Annotated in this window: 14 protein-coding genes and 1 tRNA gene; 6 read left to right on the top strand and 9 right to left on the bottom strand. The window is 62.7% G+C overall.

The window, feature by feature from the left end; genetic code table 11:
• Window positions 1–295: 295 nt before the first annotated feature.
• The 3 genes from PJL15_RS12995 to PJL15_RS12985 form a co-directional block, all read right to left on the bottom strand.
• Window positions 296–369, bottom strand: a tRNA-Met gene (locus PJL15_RS12995).
• A gap of 131 nt (window positions 370–500) precedes the next feature.
• Window positions 501–3491 (bottom strand): UPF0182 family membrane protein, encoded by a 2991-nt coding sequence (locus PJL15_RS12990; protein ID WP_281451551.1) that lies wholly within the window; start codon window positions 3489–3491, stop codon window positions 501–503.
• Between the two features lie 126 nt (window positions 3492–3617).
• Window positions 3618–4772 carry a YlbL family protein gene (locus tag PJL15_RS12985; protein WP_281451550.1) on the bottom strand — a complete coding sequence of 385 codons (1155 nt, stop codon included), beginning with the start codon at window positions 4770–4772 and terminating at the stop codon, window positions 3618–3620.
• Window positions 4773–4985: 213 nt separating this feature from the next.
• Between PJL15_RS12985 and PJL15_RS12980 the strand changes: the two genes are divergently transcribed.
• Window positions 4986–6422 carry a zinc-dependent metalloprotease gene (locus tag PJL15_RS12980; RefSeq protein ID WP_281451549.1) on the top strand — a complete coding sequence of 479 codons (1437 nt, stop codon included), beginning with the start codon at window positions 4986–4988 and terminating at the stop codon, window positions 6420–6422.
• Window positions 6423–6532: 110 nt separating this feature from the next.
• Here PJL15_RS12980 and PJL15_RS12975 read toward each other — a convergent pair whose 3' ends face one another.
• Genes PJL15_RS12975 through nudC form a run of 3 tightly spaced genes read right to left on the bottom strand, consistent with a single transcriptional unit; the run spans window position 6533 to window position 10277 of the window.
• Window positions 6533–7162 carry a M48 metallopeptidase family protein gene (locus tag PJL15_RS12975; RefSeq protein ID WP_281451548.1) on the bottom strand — a complete coding sequence of 210 codons (630 nt, stop codon included), beginning with the start codon at window positions 7160–7162 and terminating at the stop codon, window positions 6533–6535.
• Window positions 7162–9294: an ATP-dependent DNA helicase UvrD2 gene (locus tag PJL15_RS12970; protein ID WP_281451547.1), complete on the bottom strand. Its 2133-nt coding sequence runs from the start codon at window positions 9292–9294 to the stop codon at window positions 7162–7164. The genes PJL15_RS12975 and PJL15_RS12970 overlap by 1 nt, the downstream gene beginning before the upstream one ends.
• Window positions 9291–10277, bottom strand: coding sequence for an NAD(+) diphosphatase (gene nudC, locus PJL15_RS12965; RefSeq protein ID WP_281451546.1), 987 nt, complete (start codon window positions 10275–10277; stop codon window positions 9291–9293). The genes PJL15_RS12970 and nudC overlap by 4 nt, the downstream gene beginning before the upstream one ends.
• Window positions 10278–10457: 180 nt before the next feature.
• Here nudC and PJL15_RS12960 point away from each other — a divergent pair, with 180 nt between their 5' ends.
• Window positions 10458–11693 carry a macrolide 2'-phosphotransferase gene (locus tag PJL15_RS12960; RefSeq protein WP_281451545.1) on the top strand — a complete coding sequence of 412 codons (1236 nt, stop codon included), beginning with the start codon at window positions 10458–10460 and terminating at the stop codon, window positions 11691–11693.
• 3 nt (window positions 11694–11696) lie between these two features.
• On the opposite strand, the gene PJL15_RS12955 is transcribed toward PJL15_RS12960, so the two are convergent.
• From PJL15_RS12955 to PJL15_RS12945, 3 genes are read right to left on the bottom strand one after another with little or no spacing between them, the layout of a single operon-like run.
• Window positions 11697–15224 (bottom strand): ATP-dependent helicase, encoded by a 3528-nt coding sequence (locus PJL15_RS12955; protein ID WP_281451544.1) that lies wholly within the window; start codon window positions 15222–15224, stop codon window positions 11697–11699.
• Window positions 15221–18565, bottom strand: a complete 3345-nt coding sequence (locus PJL15_RS12950) for an ATP-dependent helicase (protein WP_281451543.1) — start codon at window positions 18563–18565, stop codon at window positions 15221–15223. The genes PJL15_RS12955 and PJL15_RS12950 overlap by 4 nt, the downstream gene beginning before the upstream one ends.
• A complete protein-coding gene (locus tag PJL15_RS12945; protein ID WP_281451542.1) occupies window positions 18562–18978 on the bottom strand; it encodes an MGMT family protein in 417 nt (138 codons plus the stop codon). Before PJL15_RS12945 ends, PJL15_RS12950 begins: the two co-directional genes overlap by 4 nt.
• A gap of 66 nt (window positions 18979–19044) precedes the next feature.
• Here PJL15_RS12945 and PJL15_RS12940 point away from each other — a divergent pair, with 66 nt between their 5' ends.
• The 4 genes from PJL15_RS12940 (at window position 19045) to PJL15_RS12925 (ending at window position 22538) form a co-directional block, all read left to right on the top strand.
• Complete coding sequence (locus PJL15_RS12940; protein WP_281451541.1) at window positions 19045–19755, top strand: 3'-5' exonuclease; 711 nt, start codon at window positions 19045–19047, stop codon at window positions 19753–19755.
• Window positions 19756–20076: 321 nt separating this feature from the next.
• Window positions 20077–21027 carry an ABC transporter substrate-binding protein gene (locus PJL15_RS12935; protein ID WP_281451540.1) on the top strand — a complete coding sequence of 317 codons (951 nt, stop codon included), beginning with the start codon at window positions 20077–20079 and terminating at the stop codon, window positions 21025–21027.
• Window positions 21028–21039: 12 nt separating this feature from the next.
• Entirely contained in the window at window positions 21040–21804 is a 765-nt protein-coding gene (locus PJL15_RS12930) for an amino acid ABC transporter permease (RefSeq protein WP_189013345.1), read from the top strand.
• Window positions 21801–22538, top strand: coding sequence for an amino acid ABC transporter ATP-binding protein (locus PJL15_RS12925; protein ID WP_281451539.1), 738 nt, complete (start codon window positions 21801–21803; stop codon window positions 22536–22538). The genes PJL15_RS12930 and PJL15_RS12925 overlap by 4 nt, the downstream gene beginning before the upstream one ends.
• Window positions 22539–22605 lie beyond the last annotated feature (67 nt).

Raw genomic sequence — 22605 nt, 5'->3', positions numbered from 1 at the left:
ACCCCTCTCAAAACACGCTACAGCCGACACGCGCTGCACCACAGACAAAGAACTACGCGAACTCAAAAAACTGCTCCCCTCAAATCGGAACTGAAAATCTCAGTCCAACTTCAGGGGAGCAGTTCACGGGATGTGAGAGAGCGACCCAGCGAAGGGTGCGGGATGTGAGAGAGCGACCCAGCGAAGGGTGCGGGATGTGAGAGAGCGACGCGCCAAAACCGGCGGGATGTAAGAGAGCGTCGGGGCAAAGCAAAAGGTCCGGATCAGTGAATACTGATCCGGACCTTTTCTCCAGTTGCGGGGACAGGATTTGAACCTGTGACCTCTGGGTTATGAGCCCAGCGAGCTACCGAACTGCTCCACCCCGCGTCGCAAGAACAACATTACCGTCCGGTGAATGGCAGACCAAATCCTGGCTACGTGATGTTCATCTCCCCCACGCAAAAGGCCGGCGCCCGCTCCAATCGGAGCGGGTGCCGGCCTTTAGTTGCAGGAGTCCCTTAGCTGCTCGGCGATGGCGACGGAGTTGGCGTCGCGCTCGGAGTAGTGGTCGGCGTCGAGGTTGTCCCGAGTCGGGCCTCAGCGTCCATTGCCTTTTTCAGCGCTTCAGACAATTTGTTCTGCTGGTCTCCATAGCCGGCGAAATCGCCCTTGGCGAGAGCTGCTTGTCCGTCCACGATGGCCTTGTTGGCCGCGTCCAAGGCTGCTTTGAGGTCGGCCTTGGCATCGGTGGGGCCAGCGGGCGGGGTGGTTGTGCCCGGAGGCGTCGCGGGCGTCTGGCCGTTGTTGGCCGAGTCCCCCGCAGTTGCCCCGGAGTTGCCACCGAACAACTGGTCCAGCGCCGCATCCAGCGTTGGCGCGAAGCCGATCTTGTCGCCGAATGCTACGAGTACGCGCTGCAGCGTGGGATAGGACGTCTCACCGGTCGACTTCAGATAGACCGGCTGGACGTACAACAGGCCACCACCAACAGGCAAGGTGAGCAGGTTTCCGTTCAGGACGTCGGAAGCTCCCTGGCGCAGAAGGTTCAACGCCTGGGACACCGTGGGGTCCGAGTTGAACTTGTTTTGCGCCTGTCCGGGACCAGGCACCTGGGTGTCCGTTGGCAACTGCAGGAGCCGCAGCTTTCCATAACTGTCCGCCTTGACTCCCTTGACGTTACCGGCGTCGGAATCTGCCGCGAGGAAGCCGTACAGGATGTTCCTGGCGTTGCCGTTAACAGTCTGCGGGATGAACGAGGAAGTCAGCTGGAAAGCAGTTTTCTCCTGGTCGGGCATCTGCAAGGACATGTAGAACGGGGGCTGCTTCACTGCCTCGGAGACGGTGGGATCGTTCGGAACGCTCCACGCGTCATTGTTTTGGTAAAAGCTGTCAGGGTCCGTCACGTGGTAGCGGCCGAGCAATTCACGCTGGACTTTGAAGAGGTCCTCCGGGTAACGGACGTGGCTCATCAGGTCACCGGACATCTCGGAGTAGGGCTTGATGGTGGTCGGGAAGACCTTCTGCCATGCCTTCAAGATGGGGTCCTGGTCGTCCCAGGCGTACAGGTTCACTGAACCGTCGTAGGCATCAACCGTAGCCTTGACCGAGTTCCTGATGTAGTTCACAGAGCTGTTGGGCAGGGCAACTGTACGGCCGGCACTGGTCTGTGAGTCCGCCGTGGCATTCTGCAACTGCTGCGGCTGCGAGTACGGGAAGTACTGGCTGGTGGTGTAGCCGTCCACAATCCACTTCACGCGACCGTCAACAACTGCCGGGTAGGCATTGCCGTCAACAGTCAGATAAGGAGCCAGCTTCTCGACGCGTTCACGCGGATTGCGGTCGTAGAGAATCTGGGACTCAGCGTTGACACCGTCGGAGAGGAGCAGATCCGAGGACTGGAACTTGATGGAGTACAGAATCCGGTTGAGCCAGTTGCCCACGTTGGGTCCGCCATTGCCATTGAAGGTGTACTGGGTTTCTCCCCCACCTTCGCGGCTCGCGGGACGATCCTGTTCGCGGTTCGGAGCACCATCCGGGGCACCAACAATCGAGTAGTCAGGTGAATTCTCGCCGAAGTAGATCCGCGGTTCATAGGAGGTGTCGTTACCCAGGACGCCGTTGGACGGAATGCCGGACTGCAGGAAGTCCGGCTTGCCATCGGCCGTGAACTTGTTGCCCTTCGCGGCCACCACACCATAGCCGTGCGTGTAGACAATGTGCCGGTTGACCCAGGTCTGCTGGTTGGCGCTCAAGCCCTCCGGGTTAAGCTCACGGACAGCAATGACCGTGTCCTGGACCTTGCCGTCCACCGTGTAGCGGTCGACGTTCAGGGTTTGCGGGAACTGGTAGTACGGGCGGAACTGCTCAAGCTGGGCGAACGCCGAAGAGATGAGGTTCGGGTCAAGGAGCCTGATGTTGGCTGCCGTCTGTGCATCGGCAGCCAAGGCGCCAGCCGTAGCAGTAGTAGTCGCGTTGTAAGCAGATACGTCAATCTTGTCCAGGCCGTACGCAGACCGGGTCATATTGATGTTGCGGTCGATGAACTCCCGCTCAAGGGTGTTTTCCGAGGGTCGCACCTGGAACTGCTGGATAACCCATGGGTAGACGCCACCGGCAAGGATGGCCGTGATGACCAGCATGGCCGTACCGATCACCGGCAAACGCCAACGACCAATTACTGCGGCGATAATGAACAAGATGGCAACCAGCGCCGCAGCCACCGCGAGGATCGCCTTGGTGGGTACAACGGCGTTGACGTCCGTGTACAAGGCACCTGCCCACCGACCCGAGTTGCTCTGGACCGTGGTGTACCTGTCCAGCCAGAAATTCACACCCAACAGGATCAGGAACAGCGCGCCCGTCACCGCGATGTGGATCTGCGCCGCGCGGCTGGTGAAGATGCCACGCTCCATGAGGCGGATGCTGCCGTAGAGGTAGTGCGTGAGGATACCGGCGATGCCGGCCACCACGGTGATGCTGATCAGGAAGCCCGTAACGAAACCCAGGAACGGCAGCGTCATCAGGTAGAAACTGATGTCGAGGTTGAACAAGGGATCCGTCTGGCCGAAGGGCTCTTGGTTGAAGAACAACAAGGCCTTCTGCCATTGGCTTGCTGCCGCACTGCCGGCGAAGAGCCCGAAAAGGATGGGCAACCCGACCATTACCACCCTGCGGACCGGCTCAAGCTGGGCCTGGTACCGGTTGAGGTTGTCCCGTGACTCCGCATCCGGTGCGTAGACGGGCCGTGAACGGTAGGCGATCCTGATGGCAAAGAAGACGGCTGCGAACATCATGGCGAAACCGACCAGGAACGTGATGATCCTGGCAAGGTTTTCCCGAAGATAAACCTCGAAGAAACCAAGCTGCTGGTACCAGAGGACGTCAGTCCAGACATTGGCGAAGAAAATGAACCCGACGACGACCACCGCCACGACGATGAGCGTCGGAGTGAGGGCACCTCGTCTCAGCGGTGATCTTCCGGGCGGGTTGGAGCTGGCGGGACGGGACAAACTCTGTACCTCATTGGTGTCAGTGAACAGTCGGTGTGCGAGTACTTGACATTCTCTGCCGCTGGGATATGGCGGAGGCCGTCATATATGCCACGAGTGGCGGTGGAGCTAAGTTCCACCGCCAGTCTAGTTGTTTGTGCAGGTGGGAAGGCCCGTCGCGTCCTGTCCGGACCCCAGCCGCTCCACGGCCGCGGTGGCGTCGGCCAGCGTTTCGACCTTGACCACCTGAAGACCATCCGGAACATGGCCCACGACATCGGAACAATTAGCAGCCGGAGCCAGGAACATCGTGGCCCCATGTTGGCGGGCACCAATCATCTTCTGAGCGATACCGCCAATGGCGCCCACAGCGCCGTCGGCGTTGATGGTTCCCGTGCCGGCAATGTGTTTGCCGCCCGTAAGGTCACCTGGCGTCAGGTTGTCGACGATGCCCAAAGCGAACATCATGCCCGCGCTTGGTCCGCCCACATTGTCCAGGGAAATGCTGACATCGAATGGAAAAGTGAAGTCGCTCGAGAGCAGTACGCCGAGGACATAGCGGTCAGCCTGGTTCTTGGTGGGGGTGACGGTTTCGGTGACCAGGGTTCCGTTCCGCTCCACCTCGACGGCCACAGGAGCTCCGGCTCCGGCGGCAAGTTCCCCCTGCACGACGCTCATGGAGGTGATGGCCTTGCCATTGATGGTCTTCAGACGGTCACCTTCCTTGATCTTGCCGGACGAGGGCGAAGGGTCCGAGAGGCCTGCAACATCCAGCCGCTGCTCAAAAGGAATATCCAGTTGACGCAAGGCTGCGGCGACGGCGTTCTCCTGGGACGTCTCCATGTCAATTTCGCCTTGCTGTACCGTCTGCTCGGCAGTGGTGCCCTTTGGATAGATGAGTTCCTCGGGATAGATCGCCTTGGAGCTGTCCAGCCAGGCCCGGAAGACATCGAAAATCGTGGCAGGAGTCTTGGGACCACCTGTCATGACCACGGTAGTTAAGTCCAGGTTTCCGCTGGCCGGGAACGATTCATGGCCCGAAATGCTGATGACCGGCTTATCGCCGTCCTTGCCCAGAGTATTGAACGTTGGCCCGGCAGACTCGATGACGTACGGGACAGGCAACGCCGCCGCACCGATGCCAAGGCCCAAAGCCAGCAAACCCGAGATCACCATGATCATGTACCGGCCATCACGCGGAGGCGCCGGAGGCGCCGGGGAGGGATCGACGTCGGACAGTAGTCGTGGGTCCTCGTTGTTGCGCGGCGTGAGGGAGCCCTCGGGGCTGGGCGAAGTAAGCATTGAGGCCTCTCTTTTTCCGGCATGGCGTGACCGGTTCCTGTGGCTTGTCGCCGCCGCGGGCGGCGGCAACACATACCAAGCACCAACACTACGCGGTACAGCGTTGCTGTACTGCTTTGCCTACAGCGAACGACGCCGCGTCCGGGCAGACAGCTCTCCGGCTGCGCGGTACGGTGAAAGAGATCACCAGCCAGTTCGACGATCGGCGGCACCATGACTTCCAACCCCAACAATCCGTCCAACGACGACGACACCCCCAAGGATCCGCTGGCAGAAATGCTGCAGAACCTCATGGGCGGACAGGGCATGGGAAACATCGATCCCGCTGAACTGGCCAAGGCCGCCGGCTTGCCCAACGACCCCCAACTGCTGCAGCAGATGTTCGCGCAGGTCCAGGCCATGATGAGTTCCACTTCAGAGGGCCCCGTAAATTGGCAGCTTGCGCACGAGAATGCGCGGCGGGTGGCGGCTTCCGGCAGCGACCCGTCGGTCAACGCCCAGCAGGCCAAGGAGGTCGACGAAGCACTGAGGCTGGCCGAACTCTGGCTCGACCCAGTGACTGATCTCTCGGCAACAGGATTGATCGGACGTGCCTGGTCACGTGCTGAATGGGTCGAAGCGACCCTCGGGACCTGGAAGCGGCTGACCGAACCGGTGGCGAACAGCATCGCCAACGCCTTGTCCAATGCGCTTACCCAGCAAATGCCCGAGGAAATGAAGTCCATGATGGGCGGCGCCTCGTCCATGCTGCAGAACATGGGTGGAGCAATTTTCGGCATGCAGTTGGGTCAGGCCATTGGAGCGCTCTCGGCGGAGGTTGTCAGCTCCACCGACATCGGCGTCCCCTTGGCCGATCTCGAAATGGCACTTTTGCCGGCCAACGTCGCCAAATTCGGTGAGGGCCTCAGTCTTCCGGAGAACGATGTGCGGCTGTTCCTGGCAGTCCGTGAAGCAGCGCACGCCAGGTTGTTCGTGCAGGTCCCGTGGCTGCGTGGCCATCTGCTCGGCGCTATCGAGGCCTACGCCCGAGGCATCCACATTGATATGTCACGCATAGAGGACCTGGCCCGGGACCTCGATCCCAGCAACCCTGAAGGCATCCAGGCTGCCCTCTCGGAGGGCGTGTTCACCCCTGAACGCACTCCTGTGCAGACGGCCGCCTTGGAAAAGCTTGAGACTGCCCTTGCCCTTGTAGAGGGCTGGGTCGACGAGCTGACCGCCGAGGCCACCGACAAGGTGCTGCCCTCCGCGACGGCCCTGCGTGAGACTGTCCGACGCCGACGCGCCACCGGTGGACCGGCCGAGCACGCGTTCTCCTCGCTGGTGGGCCTGGAGTTGCGCCCACGCCGGCTGCGGGAAGCCGCCACCTTGTGGGCGACCCTCAAGGAAGAGCGCGGGATCGCCGGGCGCGACGCCATCTGGCACCATCCGGACCTGTTGCCCACCGGCGAGGACCTGGATGATCCCAAGGGCTTCTCCGAACGCCGCCGCCTGGCAGAAGCCAGCGACAGTGAGGTTGACGACGCCCTTCAGAAACTGCTGAGCGGTGGCTACGAAACGGCCGGCGAGGGCAGCGACCCGGAAACTTCGGATCCCGCCACCGGCGAGTCCGACTCGGACGATACTGATCCTCAAGCGCCTACGAAGTAATCGAAGTCCGGTAGATACCAGTCAGCAACGGCCTCCGCGAAAGGGGGCCGTTGCTGCGTTAATCAGCCGTTGCTGCGTTAATCAATCGACGGCGCTAAGCAACGACCCCGTTAATCTACGACGTCGGCGGCTGACTCGAGGTGTTGGTCGCCGGGGTCCGGTTCTCCAGCGATTCCCCTGGACGTCGCGAAAGCCACTCCCTCGAGGAAGGCCTTGGCCCGCTGGGTTTCGGGATAAGCCTCGACCAATGACCAAAATTGCGCGTTGTGCGCGGCCACCAGAAGGTGCGCCAGTTCGTGTACCAGGACGTAGTCGATCACCCACTGCGGCATTGCCTGGAGCTTGTTCGAAAGCCTGATGCTGCCATCTGCAGGCGTGGCCGAACCCCACCGCGAGTTCTGGTTGCCAACCCAACGCACGGATGTTGGGACAGCCCTGCCTCCGAGGTAGGTCCGGGAAAGATGGGCCGCGTGCTCAGCAAGGGCCCCATCGGTAGTGGGCCGGCGTTTGCTCCTGCCCGACCGCTGTTCGCCCTGCTTCTTCAGTTTGTCGAGCATCCGCCGTACCCATTCCCGTTCCTGGGACTTGGTGAAGCTGGCCGGGATGGCGACAACGGCATTGCCATCTTCCCAAAACGCGGCCACGGTTCGACGCCGCCTGGCGGATCGCCGCACGACCACCGGGGCGCCGTCGTCGGTCACCTGCGGTATGCCTCCATCCCCCATCCGACCGCCGGCCATCAGAGAACAGCGTTCTCGGCCAGGACTGCCAGGACCGCTTCGCCGTAGCGCTCAAGCTTGGACGGACCGATGCCCGCCAGCCCTGCCAGTTCTTCAAGGGAAGTCGGCTTCGCCTCGGCGATGGCGGTCAAGGTAGCGTCGGTAAACACTACGTACGCAGGGACGTCGGCGGACTTTGCTTCGTCCTTGCGCCACTGGCGCAGGGCGTCGAAGGTTTGCTCCTCATAGGAGGGCGGACATTGATTGCAGCGTCCCACCTTCCGTTCAGCACCGGTGGCGAGCATGCTTCCGCACACCCTGCACGACGCTGGCGCTGCTGCTTTCCGTCGGACCGGACCTGACTTGCTGCGCGCGTTTGCGGACGCCACGGAGTCGGGGCGCAGACCATCGAGGAATCTTGAGGGCTTCCGGTTTGCCCTCCCGCCGGGGGTACGCGCGGTAGACCAGGACAGGCTCAAATGCTCGCGTGCCCGGGTGATTCCCACGTAGAGCAAGCGGCGTTCCTCGTCCACGTCTTCGGGTGAATCGGCGAACGAAATCGGCATCAGGCCTTCGCTGAGGCCCACCAGGAACACAGCGTCCCATTCAAGGCCCTTGGCTGAGTGGAGGGACGCGAGCGTGACGCCCTGGACCGTGGGGGCGTGTTGCGCCACGGAGCGTTCCTGGAGCTCGTTGACGAACTCAGCCAGGGTGAAGGACTCGCCACGGCTGACAGCCAGTTCATCGGCCAAGGCAACCAGGGCAGCCAACGATTCCCACCGCTCGCGCAGCGCTCCCCCGTTATGGGGAGCAGAGTCGGTGTATCCAAGGGAGGCGACGATATCGCGGACGATCTGGCCCAAGGGTTCCTGGGGTCCCTCGGCCACAGCGCGGGTGGCTGCCCTGAGTTGCAGGATGGCATCCCGGACTTCCTTCCGCGCGAAGAACCGTTCACCACCCCGGAGTTGGTAACCGATACCGGCTGAGGCCAACGCCTGCTCGTAAGCCTCGGACTGACCATTGGTGCGGAACAGAATGGCGATCTCGCTGGCTTGAACCCCGGCATCGAGCAACTCCTGAATCCTGCCTGCCACCACGGCGGCCTCGGCCTCGTCATCCGGGCACTCCATGAACTTCGGTTCCGGACCGGGTGGACGTTGGGCCACGAGTTTGAGGGGCGGCGCCCATGCAGCATCGGCAACAGGTCCCCCGCTTCGCCGTGAACCCAGCAGATCGTTGGCAAGCTTCACCACTTGCGGCGTGGACCGGTAATCGCGGATGAGCTTGACCACGCTTGCGCCAGGGAATTGCGCCTTGAACCCCAGCAGATGCTTTGGCGAGGCGCCGGTGAAGGAATAGATCGTCTGGCTCGCATCTCCCACCACGCACAGCTCGTCGCGGCCGCCAAGCCACAAATCCAGGAGCCGCTGTTGAAGCGGCGAAACATCCTGGTACTCGTCCACCACGAAGTGCCGGTACTGCTCACGAACGGTCGCCGCCACTTTAGGATCCTCTTGGAGAATCCCGACCGTGATGAGCAAAACGTCCTCGAAGTCGATGACGTTACGGTCGGTCTTTATGTCCTCATAGGCTTGGAACACCCGCGAAACGGCGGTGAGATCGAATCCGCCGGGCGTTCCGCGGCCCTGGGCGTTCTCCAGGTAATTGGCAGGCGTCAGCATGGAGACCTTGGCCCACTCGATCTCCGCTGCCAGGTCCCTGATGGAGGCGCGGTCCGTGCTGAGCCGCAGCCGTCGGGATGCCTCGGCGATCATGTTGGCTTTGTGGTCCAACAGATTCGGCAAGGTGCCGCCGATGGCCTGGGGCCAGAAGAACTGCAACTGCCTCAGGGCGGCGGCGTGGAAGGTGCGTGCCTGCACATTGGCCACGCCAAGGTCGCGAAGCCTGCTGCGCATTTCGGCAGCAGCCCGGGCAGTGAATGTCACGGCAAGCAAGCGCTGGGGGCTGTACACCCCGGAGTGGACGCCGTAGGCGATTCGGTGGGTAATGGCACGCGTCTTACCTGTACCAGCGCCGGCCAGCACGCACATGGGACCCGTCAAAGTACTGGCGACTTCACGTTGCTCGTCATCCAAGCCACCAAGGATGCGGTCCTCAAGTGAGCCGCCGGCGTCGAAAAACCCTTCTGTCACGGCTGAAGGTCTTCGATGACGCCGCCATACCAGTGCTCGATCAAGGATCGGGCGATCGAAAGCCGTGTGGAGATCGTGATCTCGCCGCTGAGCACAGCTTCCTGCAACTCATCACGACTGAACCACCGCGCCCGGGTCACCTCTACGCCGTCGGGCCGTGCAACGGCGTCGTCAGTAGTGGCGGTGAACCCCAGCATGAGTGAGGCGGGGAACGGCCAGGACTGTGAGCCCAGGTACTGGCAGGCGGTCACGCGGACACCCACCTCTTCCCCGATTTCCCGGACGACAGCTTGTTCCAGCGACTCGCCTGGCTCTACGAATCCAGCCAGGGTGGAGTAATTCCTGGCGTCGACAGGTCCGCCCCCTCCCAGAAGGAGACGGCCGTCCGGGCCCACCACAGTGACGATGATCGCAGGATCCGTTCGCGGGTAGTGCTCGGAGTTGTCTTTGGGACAACGCCGCACCCAGCCCCCGGCCTCGATATCCGTGGGGCTGCCGCACTGCGGGCAGTGCGTGTGGGTGGCATGCCAGTTGGAAATCGCGCTGGCTTCAATGAACAAGGCAGTATCTGTGGCGTCCAACGTGGCTGCGACATCCCGGAAGCCTGCCCACTGGGCGTCCGTCGGGATCGTGGACGCACCCGGAGCCGGCGGTTCTGCCGTTGTGAACAGGAGGACCGGCGTTCCTTCAGGCAACGAGGACGACGTCAAAGTTGTCCCCAAGTAGACTGCCGCGGCACCGGCGTCGGCATCTTTGAGCGCCGCCCAAAGAGCGGCGGCATCGCCGAACCAAAGCCCGTCTGCCGTCACCAACGCTTTGCGCTGGGAGATCACCATGGCCCTCGCTGTGCCGGAGGCGATGACGTCTTCGACCATGCCCGGCTTCATACGGACGCCCGAACCGCGGTCCACCATGGCAGGGCGGACTGGAAGAACAGTGTCCATCAGGTGGTTGGCAAGCGCCGGCGACTCCGTATGACTCATGTATCTACCGTACTGACTCATACCGACAAAAAACATTTGGAGGGTCCCGCTTGTGGAGATCGACGGCCCGAAGCGCCCCAAGCACCGCTTTTGCCGTCATCGGCTGAGGATTTGCTGCAGATCTGGAGACTCGCCGCACTGCATCATGGCCACAGGCCGCACTCAATCTACCGTGGAGAGGTGAGAAGAACACCGCTCGAACTGGCCGCTATAGCAACTGCGGCGGTGCCTGGTTTGGCGCCGACGGCTACAGCCTATTCCCCCGACGACGACGCCGACTTCGATTCCGCGTTGCTGCTGGACGGGGAAGGCAAACGCTGGCGGGTCCGTTCGCCGCGCCACCCTGAGGCCAGCACACGCCTGGAAACCGAATTCATGGTGCTCCGTGCTTTCGCGCCAGCAGTCCGTGCTGAACTGCCCTTCCACGTTCCCACCATTGCCGGCACAGTCCGGCAAGGCGACCTCACCACCTTCGTTTATGCCCACCTTCAGGGATCGGTGCTGTCCATCGAGGAACTTTCGGCCAGCAGTCCGGCTTTGGCAAAGGAGGTCGGCGTAGCTTTGGCTGCCATTCACGACCTTCCATTGAGCCTGGTCATCAATGCTGACCTCCCCAGCTACTCGGCCAACGAGTTCAGGCAGCGCAAGCTCAACGAACTGGACCAGGCAGCCACAACGGGCAAGATTCCTGCCACGCTGTTGCGCCGCTGGGAACATGCCTTGGAGGACGTCGCTTTGTGGCGGTTCAACACGTCCGTGGTCCATGGCGATCTGCACGAAGACAACCTGATGGTCCAGGACGACACCGTGACCGCCGTAACCGGGTGGACGGACCTGCGGATCGGCGATCCTGCCGACGATTTCGCGTGGCTGGTGGCCTCCAACGAAGCATCGTTTGTGGAAGCCGTATTGGCCCACTACACCCAGGCCCGCCGGGAAACTCCGGATGCCCACCTTCTCCGTCGCGCGGCTCTGCTGGCCGAATTCGCCCTGGCCCAATATCTGGTCAAGGCAATGGCCGCCGGACACCAGAGCATGACCGCGGAGGCAGAATCCATGCTTCAGGCCCTCGCCAGCGACATCGAAGACCAGGCCCGCCGTGATGAAGAGGCCGAAGCCGCCGCGAAAGAGCTCGCCGAGCATCAGGCTGCAGCAGCAGCGGAGCACCAGCCTGCCGTCAGCGTGGCAGCAATACCCGACGCCGGTCCTGCAGTTTCTGTGGCAGCCATCCCCACCGCGGAGCCGGCTGTGGACGCGCAGACCCCTGTGGAACCGGCCACGGATGCCGGCGACCCAGCTCCTTCGACCGACGCCGCCGAGGCCGGGCCCGATGCCCGAAACGGCCATGACGATACCTCCACGGCCGCCATCAGCGTGGTCGCCGTGACCCCTCTTCACGCGGCGGACCGCTCTTAGCCATCACTTGTCATTCAGCGCCCTGGCAACGATCCGTTCCAGTTCTGCGGCGCTGCCGAGGTCGTGCGGGCGCACGACGGAGTCGTCGGCTACGTAGTAGAACGCTGCGCTGACCTCTTCAAGGGGCACATCCTTGAGCCGGGCCCAGGCCAGCCTGTAGACGGCAAGCTGCACCGCACGGACTGCCAGTTGTTTGCCTGACGGACGCCGTCCCGTCTTCCAGTCGATAAGCTGCCACCGACCATCCGCATCCAGGAACACGGCATCGATCCGGCCACGGACAACCACATCACCAATACGGGTTTCAACGGGCACTTCTACGAAGGCAGGGGCACGTTGGGCCCACTCGGACCGTTTGAAGGCAGCCACCATTTCATCAAGACCATAGGCCTCGTCAATGTGCGAGTCCGAACCAGGTGCTTCGTCGAGGTCCAGCATCCCAGTGGTACCAAAGTACTCCTCCACCCAAGCGTGGAACGCTGTTCCCTTCCTGGCGGAGATTCCCGGTTCCCGGGGGACGGGCCTGCGGAGTTGGGACAGGACAGCGCCAGGGTTGTCGCCGAGGTCCACGAAAAGCGACGCGGAGATGTGGCTGGGCAGGTGGACATCGTGAATTGCCTTGCGCCGCTTTTGGCGATCCAACAAAAGCTCTGCCTCATGCCACCATTTGCCCGCGGCACCGTGCAAGGAGGAGGAAGAACCCTCGAGTGGAGGCGAAGGAGGTTCGAGGCAGGGGTTTTCCATGTATTCCCGGACCATTGCCGCGGCCTGGTCCATGGCATCGCGCCGACCAGGTGCCAGCCTGAGCCGGGCGCCTGTCCGTGGATCGGATGGTCCTTCAAGTGGATCGTAGGGAAACAGTGCTACCTCGAGGGCAGCCGTCAAAGGGCTGGTATCGGGTAAGGCTTCTTCAGCCACCGACTCGGGATGAACCACGGCAGAGACCACGGCCGTTCCACTTTCGTAGCTTTCATGCCCCACGCCCGCAAGTGTCGCCAACTCCGATAGGAAAGCGGACATGCCGGCGATTCCGGAGCGGGATCCATTCCATGCCGCGCTGGAGGCCCACAGGACGAACTTCGCCCTGGTGTAGGCAACATAGGCGAGACGTCGTTCCTCAGCTTCACCGTGATGCTGGACTTCTGACTTGAACTCCTTCTCTGCATCCAGCCAACCTTTTTGGTCGGGCTGGTCAAGGTCCCATTGGGGAAGGTCAGCCCGGTCGCCACGCAGCGGCCACGGCAAGGCTGCGGCGCCGGTGCTCCACCGGGAATCCCTGTTGCTGGGGAAGGACCCTGCATTGAGGCCGGGCACAAATACAACGTCCCACTCCAGGCCTTTGGACGCATGGACAGTCAGCAACTGCACCGCTTCACGGTTGGTTTCCGCCGGCGCGATGTCCAGGCCGCCTTCCTCGGAAGCCGCCGCCTCCAACCACGACAGGAAAGCCAGGAGGTCAACACGCTGTGACGTTTGAAGGAAGCCTGCCGCAGCGTCCTGGAAGGCATCGAGGTTGCGTCGGGCTTGATGGATGCTGGTCCCAGGCTTGGCTGCCACTTCGATGTCCAGGAGCATGGCGCGCTCCACCTCACCCAGGAGTGTAGTGAGGTCATCGCCGATGAAGCTCCTCAGCGACCGAAGTTCCGCTGCCAAGCTGTTGAGCCGCTCCAAGGCGGTCTCACTTAGGCTCCTGCCATGCCCGGAAGTCCAGCCCGGCTTGGGCAGGTAGTCGAGGGCTTCCACCAGGCTCGCTGCGTCAGTTATGTCGCTTTCGACTACCACGGCCGATGGTTCCTCATTGCGTTCCACGGACTCACCTTGTGCATCCGGGGCTGCCCGACGCCGTGCCAGGAACCTGGACCAGTCACTGAACGCCATCAGATCCGCCGGCCCAATCCGCCAACGCGCCCCCGCGAGCAACCTCATCAGCGAATCTGAACGCCCAGGATCGGCCAGTACCCGCAAGGTAGCGACCAGATCCACTACCTCGGGGGTATCCAACAGCCCACCCAGTCCGACAATTTCGTAGGCGATCCCCTGCACTTCGAATTCCCGCCGGAGGCACTCCATCTGGGCCCTTCGGCGGCACAAAACGGCCATTGTGGGCTTTACCGGGGTACCGTCTTGCTCTTCCTCAAACACGGTTCGCTGGTAGCGACGGACATCGCGGGCGATGGCTGCGGCTTCGTCCTCATCCGTTCCGAAGCGGCCGATTACCACGCTGCCATCCACGGCAGCGGGACTGGGGACCAAGGGCGGCACGGAGACTTGCCCTGGGGCTCCCCTCTCCCCTGCAGCCCCACTGGTGGCCGCAGCCTGGTTCAAGGGTGCCGCGATGGTGTTGGCGGCCTGGAGGATGTTCCTCCCGTTCCGCCAGGCTGTAGTCAGATACGAGGTGGGAGCCACGGCATAGGAGTTGGAATCCTCCCCTTCATCTTTGCGTACCACCGGGAATTCCTGCACGAAGTGGAAGAGCTGCCCGGCCGAAGCGCCCCGGAATCCGTAGATGGACTGGTTGGGGTCCCCCACGGCCGTGACGGCATGGCCTTGCCCGAAAAGCCGGGAGAACAACACCAACTGGGCATGTGACGTGTCCTGGAATTCGTCCAGAAGCACGACTTTGTAGCGGGCACGCTCGGTGGTGGCGGCCAAGGGAATGTCACGGGCAATCCGGGCGGCCAGGGCTACGAGGTCGCCGAAGTCGAGGACACCGCGTTGACGTTTGGCGTCCTGGTAACGCACCACCATGTCGGCCACACTGGCGCGCGTGCGGAGCATGGCGGCCAAGTCTCCCGCGGCTTGTGCCGGGTTCTTCTTTGCCCCCGCCACGTAGGGAAGCTGCTCAAAACCCTGGACGCGTTCAAGTACCCATTCACGCACCGCGGCAGGGCCCTGGAGATGCTCGGCACACTCGCCCGCCAACTGGATGACACCGTTGACCAAGGTGGACTTGGCGGCCGTGAAGTGCTCATAGTCGCCGTCGTAGGCCTCCACGACCTGGCTGGCCAGCTGCCAGGACTGTGCCCCGCCCAGCAGGACGACATCGCGCTCGATTCCCAGCCGCAGGCCATAATCAGACACGATTCCACTGGCGTACGAATGATAGGTGGAGACCCTGGGTTCAAGATCATCGGCCCCCAACAGTCCTTCGGGGAAACCGATGCTGCCATCGTCTTCAGCAGCAACGCGTTGAAGGGTGGCCAGCTTGCTCCGGATCCGGCTGGCGAGTTCTCCGGCAGCCTTGCGGGTAAACGTCACGCCAAGGACTTCTTCAGGGCGAACCCAACCATTGGCGACAAGCCACACCACCCGGTCGGCCATCGTGGCAGTCTTGCCCGACCCAGCCCCGGCAATGACCAGGCGCGGCGTCAGGGAAGAGGCAATGATGTGGGACTGTTCGGCAGTGGGGTGGTTCTTCTCCCCCAGGATGTCAGCCAGTTGCGAAGGAGTGAACCGGGGCGCCGGGAGGTCCGGGCTCCCGGCAAAGACGGATGATGGCCGGCCGACGCCGTCGAGGAGTTCTGTGCTCATTCGGTAACCTGCTTTCCTCGGGCACATAACGGGCAAATATCCGGAAGGCGGCAACCATGTCCGCCGTGGCTGCCCTTGCCGGGATCATGCCGGGCTTCGAACGTTGCCCCGGCCATCAACGCAGCAGCCTCATTGACAAGCCCATCTGCCCAGTTGTCGCCACGCTCCAGAGGATCCTGCTGCTGAACGGCCGGACTCTTGGTCTTGGTACCGAGTTGGGCCAGCACCGCACCGCCGGGGACAAGGTTCCTGACCGGTTCGGTGCCGGGCCCGACGTCGGGGTCTTGCCCGACGGGCAGCGCGTCCATGAACGCACCCCTCAGAACGGCAGCCTGATAGGCGCCCAACTGCGGATGGTTCGCGACCTCAGCTTTGCCAGGCTGCCGCTTGCCGGTTTTGAGGTCGACGATGACCAGCCTTCCCTCGCCATCGATCTCCAGACGGTCCACCTGACCACGGAGCACGGCATGGCGTTGAAGGATTGCGGGGTCCGGATGATCAAAGGCGGCAGCTTCCAAAACGACATCCTCCAGCTGGACCTCAAAGTCGTGCTCGACCGCCAGGAGGCTCCTTCCTTCGCTGCGCATGACCAGGACATACTGGGCCAGCTTTCGGACCATGAGTTCAGCCCGCTGGAAATCGAGTTTTCCCTCCCAGTTATCTTTCATGCCCAACGTGGGCCAGCGCCGGACAAGTTCGGCTACGTATTCTCCGCCCGAGGCCTCGGGCATGTCCTGGGCAATGCTGTGGACCAGGGTCCCCAGGCTCCGTGCGAAGTCAGTGGCGGCCTCGCCTCCTGCGGCCTGGACAAACCAGTCCAGCGGGGATTTGTGGACGGCTTCCACCTTGGAAGGTGAAACGGAAACTGTGCCACCCGGAGGCACCACCGGGTCCATGGAACTCAGCGGCGCCAATCCCCACCATGTGTCCGGATCTGCGCCGGGAACCGGGGGCTCCGTGCTGGCAAGCCTGGCCAATATCCGGGCAGCCTCATGGACAATTGGGGCCTCCTGGGCCGAAGACCCGCCCGACTGGACATGCTGCCTCAGCTCGGCGACGAGCGCACGGAGGGTCATGGGACGGTCCACCGGGGTGTAGCCGCGTTTGTACTCGCCCTGCGCCAAAGGAGCCACGTAGTCGAGGAACGCGGAAGGCTGTTCATCCTCGGAAGACACAGCAGTGCAGACAAGGACTTCCCGTGCACGGGAGACGGCAGTGGAGAAACTCCGCAATTCGTCGTATCGGATGTCGCGCAGCCGGCTGAGCGGCCCCCGGCCCAGGGCATAGTCCACGCCGTGCTCCACAGCATCGGCATAGACCGTGCTGCCCAGCAGTTCGCCGCGCAGGCGGGTGTTCGGCCAGACACCTTCCTGCAGGCCTGCCACGATCACCACTGGCCATTCGCGTCCGGCGGCGCTGGCGGGGGTCATGATTTCCACGCAGTCCTCAAGCTGCGCGCGCGCAGCCAAGGTATCCATGGGCAGTTCCTGGTTCAACAGATAGTCAAGGAACTGCTCCGGACCCGAGCCCGGGAGCTGATCCACGAACCGTTCGGCCGTGTGGAACAGTGCCATCATCGTGTCAAGGTCGCCATCGGCGCGGGCCCCGGCCGCACCGCCTTCCAGGGCCGCTTCAGCCCATCGCGATGACAAGCCGGTGGCTTGCCACAACGCCCACAGAACGGACTCAGCATTGGCTCCGGGCTCCGCGGCGGCTGCAGCGCCGGCCGCGATCATGCGCGCAAGCCTGCGGGCCGCGCTTCCCTCGATTCCCAACGAGGCCAAGGCTCCAGCTTCCAGCAGGGCTTCCACCAGCAATGCGTCGCTGGATCGACCACCACCCCCAAGAAGTTCCTCACGCCGCAAGGATTGTCGCAGCCGCCGCAACTCGATAGCGGTGGCCCCGCCGATGCGGGAGGTCAGGAGTGAGACAGCGGTCTCGGGAGTCAGCTTGGCCGGGTCCAATACGACGGCGAACGCCTCGAGCAGCGGACGCACGGCGACTTCGTCGCGAACCGCGGTGTCTGCCACCGGAACCCGAACCGGTATGCCCTGTCCGCCCAGATAACGCTGCAACGTAGAGATTTGGCCGCCATTGCGGACAATCACTGCGATGTCACTGAACTCGCGGCCTTCCCGTAGTTGCGCTTCAAGAATTCGCTGGGCCACATAGCGCATTTCATGGACCGCAGAGGGAAGCACATGTCCTTCCACCCGTCCTTGGCTTCCGGGACGGGATTCCCCGGACGCCGACGGCGGTTGTTCCATCTGTCGGGCCAGCTGACCGCCGGAACGCTGGGAAATACGGGCCGCGACCCGCGTCCATGCCTCTGCCACGGCAGGGGCATGGCGATGGGTGACGGACAGGGGACGCACCGCCACAGACTGCTCCGCACCACCGAGCAGGCTTGGCAACTCAGCCACCAAGTCTGGCCTGGCGCCGCGGAATCCCTGCACGACGGTATCCGGTGAGTAGGTCACCACGACGTCTTTACCCTCAGCGACGTCGGCCAGGAGTTCGAACACTGCCGGGTTGGATTCCTGCGCGTCATCGACGAGGAAAAGCTGTATGCGCTGCCGTTCTGCCGCAAGGAAAGCCGGGGAATCCTGGAAAATCTGCCGGGCAGTGGTAATGATTCCTGCGGGATCGAAAGCCTCCGGCATGCGCAGGTCAAGGACATCCCTGTACTCGCTGTAGAGTTCGGCAGCCGCCATCCAGTCCGGACGCCCGCATTCATAGGCCAGGCCCACGAGGTCGTCTGCAGTCCGTCCGGATTCAATGATGCGGTCGAACAGCTGCCGGATCTCGTGCCTGAACCCGCGGGTGGGAAGGGCTGCTGCAAGATCGTCCGGCCAGGGCAACTGGAAGCTTGGCCGGGAGTGGCCTTCCAGCAGCTCCTTGATGATGAGGTCCTGCTCAGGGCCCGAAAGAAGCTTCGGTGGCCGCGCCAGCGGCAGGACACCTTCGGCCTTTGCCCGCCGGATGACGTCGAAGGCATAAGACGCCCAGGTGCGTGCCGGCGTCGTACTAAGACTGCGGTCCAGCCGCCCCGTGAAGGTGTCCCGCAGGGCAGCGGCAGCATGGCGGCCAGGAGCAAGAATGAGGATCTGTTCCGGGTCCAGTCCGTCCTCGCGGACGCGGCGGACAGCTGACTCCACGAGCACGGTGGACTTCCCGGTTCCCGGTCCTCCGGGGACGAGGATCGGGCCGCTCCCCTGGGGGAGGGACACCACAGCATGCTGGTCGGGCGATAGGACGGGTGCCGCGTAGTGGGTTTCCCGCGGCGGCAGCAGCCGAAGGGCTGCGGATGCTTGGCGTGTTTTGGCAGGAGTTGCGGTCACACAGTCATTTCATCATCGGGGACCGACAATATATGGAGTTGACGCTCCAACTGGTCGGAGATCACATCGAGTTGGTCGAAATCCCCGTCCGTGGGAGCCCACCGGGCCGAGGCGAGATCGACGCGCCAGCGACCCTCGCCGGTCCTGAGGAAGGCCTCATGGGCGCCGTGCAAGGGGGTGGACTCGTCGAGGTAGTGGCGCAGGGCCTGGACCTCGTGGCCCTGAGGCGCTTCTCCACTTGCCCGCAGCACCCGCCACCAGGCAACGGCACTGCCGTAATGGCTCATCACGGCACCAACCTGCCGCGGACCGCCTGCACCCAGGAGCTCAGCGACATCGCCGTACGAGACGGCCGAGCCGCGCGGAACGAGGTCCACGACGGCCAGCACTGCCGTCACATACTCCATCCGCATGTGTTCAGCCTAACGGCAGGAGTGTCTTACCCAATAACGTCGGTGCCAGCCGGTAGCGTGAAAATCATGAGCTCCTGGAACACCCTCGCACGTGCCGCATTCGACCTCGAGACCACCGGGAAGAACTCCCGATCTGCGCGGATCGTCACCGCTTCCATCACCGTTGTGGATGCCCATGGTGAGCTCATGGCCGAGCACGAGTGGCTGGCAGACCCGGGCGTGGAAATCCCGCTCGAAGCCAGCGAGGTCCACGGCATCACGACGGAAAAAGCCAAGGCCGAAGGCCGGCCGGCAGCTGAGGTAACCCGCGAGGTTGCCGCGGTTCTCCAGGAACTGTTCGACGCCGGGACTCCGGTCATTGCTTATAACGCCAGTTACGATTTCACCGTCCTGGCTGCGGAGTCCGCCCGGTACGGTGTTCCCCAACTGACCCGTTTTCCCGTCCTCGATCCCTACGTCATGAACAAGCAGGTGGACCGCTACCGGAAGGGCAAGCGGACGCTGACTGCACTGTGCGAGGAGTATGGCGTGGACCTGGACAACGCCCACACCTCGGCAGCAGATGCCCTTGCCACGCTCCGGGTGTTGGATGCCATGGCCGGCAAGTTCCCCAAGCTCCAGATGCCCGCGCCAAAGCTGCACCAACTGCAAGTAGACTGGGCCGCATCCCAGGCTGCCGACTTCCAGCAATATCTGCGCCGAAGCAAGCCCACAGCCGTCATTGAGGGTGAGTGGCCGGTGCTTCCTCCCGAGGACGCGAGCCGCGGAGGCTTCTAGCTTTCGGCCACCAATACGTGCGTTCTGCGACGCATGTCACATGATTTTCGGGAACCCCCATCAGCGCTGGAGTTCAGGCGTGGATTCCATAGCGGAGGCCGGACTCGGAACAGTCAGCCTACCTAACCCCGTTCCGAGAAACATGATTCGGAAAAATCGAGGGTAAACAACCGTTTCTTCGATTCACCGGGCGCCTGCGGGCTGGTGACATAATTAAGTTTGGCGGGTTGAAGTCTGCTAGGACAGCCAACCCTCGTTCGGCTGCCGTGTTCCCCGCCCACCACGAACATCATTTGTGACCCCGATGAAAGTGATTTCTCCATGAAATTCAAAGCCCCTAAGTGGCTGTCTGTTGCCCCCGTGGCCGCAGCCCTGGTGATTTCCCTGGCAGCATGCGGCGGCGGAAGCTCCGAACCCAGCGGAACAGCCACTGACGCACTCGCCGGCAGTGACCAGAAGTCCCTGGACAGCTTCACCACCGCTGACGTTACTCCGCTGGACAAGATCGACAAGTCCAAGCTGGGCCTCATCACCGATGGCACCCTGCGCGTGGGCACGTTGTCCGACGCCCCGCCGAACATCTTCATCGATCCTTCCGGCAAGTTCACCGGCTACGACAACGAGCTCCTGCGCGCCATCGGCGACAAGCTGGGCCTCAAGGTCGAGTTCGCTTCCACGGACTTCTCCGCATTGCTGTCCCAGGTGGGCAACAAGCAGTTCGACGTCGGATCCTCCTCGATCTCCACCACCGACGCCCGCCGCAAGACAGTTGGCTTCACCAACGGCTACGACTTCGGCTACATGGCAGTGGTGACCAAGAGCGATTCCAAGATCACCGGCTTCGGGGACATCAAGGAAGGCGCTCGTATCGGCGTCGTCCAGGGCACCGTCCAGGACGACTACATGACGAACACCCTCAAGATTGAGCCGGTTCGTTTCCCCGACTACAACACCGTCTACGGCAATGTGAAGAACGGCCAGATCGACGCGTGGGTTGCCCCGTCCCAGCAGGCCGAAGGCCAGGTCAAGGATGGCGACAACACCAAGATCGCCGAGAAGGTAGTCAACACCCAGAACTTCACTGCATACGCTGTGAACAAGGACAACCAGCCGCTGATCGACGCCCTGAACTCCGGCTTGGATGCTGTCATTGCTGACGGTACCTGGGCCAAGCTCACGGCCGAGTGGTACAAGGACCGTCCGACTGCCGCTGAGCAGACCCCCCAGGGTTGGAAGCCGGGCAGCAAGGCCGTCCAGCTCCCGGCCAAGTAACCAAGGCGTTCCATGGATATCCTCAATCAATTAGCCGATACCTTCTTTGACTGGGAGGCGATGGGCCAAGTCATTCCCAAGATGTTCGCCGTCGGCCTGCCAAACACGATCGTTCTGGCTGTGGTCTCCGGCATCATTGGGACCGCGCTCGGGATGCTCCTTGCCCTGATGGGGATTTCCCGGAACGCGGCTGCACGGTGGGTAGCCCGAATTTACACGGACATACTCCGCGGGCTCCCACCGGTGCTGACCATCCTGGTGATCGGATTCGGTTTCGGTCCGATCATTCGTGAACTAACGGGCTCCACCAGCCCGTACCCCATGGCCATCGCGGCGCTGTCCTTGATGTCCGGTGCGTACATTGGCGAGATCTTCCGGTCCGGTATCCAAAGCGTGGATAAGGGCCAGCTCGAGGCCACCCGTGCCCTCGGATTCAGTTATGGCTCCTCCATGCGGCTCGTGGTGGTACCCCAGGGCATCCGCCGCGTCCTCCCGGCGTTGGTCAACCAGTTCATTGCCTTGATCAAGGAATCTTCCTTGGTCTTCATGCTTGGCCTGCTGGCGACTGAGCGCGAAATCTTCCAGATCGGCAAGGACGCAGCAGCCAACAGCGGCAATCTCTCGCCCTACGTGGCAGCAGCCATCTTCTATCTGGCAATGACGATCCCGCTCACGCACTTCGTGAACTGGATTGATGCCCGCATGCGTGCTGGCCGTCCGGAGAAGAAAGAACCGGATGAGGCAGCAGCAGTGGTCGGAAAAGGAGCCCAAGCATGAGTGAATTCGCTTCAGGCACGCTCACCGCAAAGAACATCCACTTGTCGTTCGGCAGCAACCACGTGCTGCGCGGCATCGACCTCCACGTCGAGAAGGGCACCACAGCCTCTGTGATCGGCCCGTCCGGCTCGGGGAAGTCAACGCTGCTCCGTGTCATGAACCGGCTCATCGAACCGGATCAGGGCGACATCCTGCTGGATGGTCGTTCGGTGCTGAAGGACAATCCCGATGAACTCCGCCGCCGCATCGGCATGGTGTTCCAGCAGTTCAACCTGTTCCCCCATAAAACGGTGGCGGAGAACATCTCCCTGGCCCTGCGCAAGCTCCGTGGCATGTCCAAGGAACAGGCCCGCGATGAGGCCCTGGCACAGCTGGACCTGGTGGGATTGAAGCACAAGGCCGATTCACGTCCCGCCAACCTCTCCGGTGGACAGCAGCAACGCGTTGCGATCGCCCGTGCGCTGGCTATGAAGCCCGAGGTCATGTTCTTCGATGAAGCCACCTCGGCACTGGACCCGGAACTCGTCAAGGGTGTCCTTGCCCTCATGACGGACCTGGCACAGGGAGGCATGACCATGGTGGTGGTAACCCACGAAATGGGCTTCTCCCGTAACGTCTCCGACGTTGTGACGTTCATGGACGCTGGCGTAGTGGTTGAATCCGGTCCGCCGGAGCAAATGTTCACCAACCCGCAGACTGAACGCCTCCAAGGCTTCCTTTCGGACGTTCTCTAGGCAGCACCAGCCCACAGGCAGCACCGGGCACAACGCACAAAAGCCCCGCCCTCCCGGACGATCATGC

This window comes from Paenarthrobacter nitroguajacolicus (genome assembly GCF_029952445.1).
GTDB classification, from domain to species: Bacteria; Actinomycetota; Actinomycetes; order Actinomycetales; family Micrococcaceae; genus Arthrobacter; species Arthrobacter nitroguajacolicus_B.
Note: the sequence above shows the minus strand (reverse complement) of the source record. Positions and strands in the feature narration are given on the sequence as shown.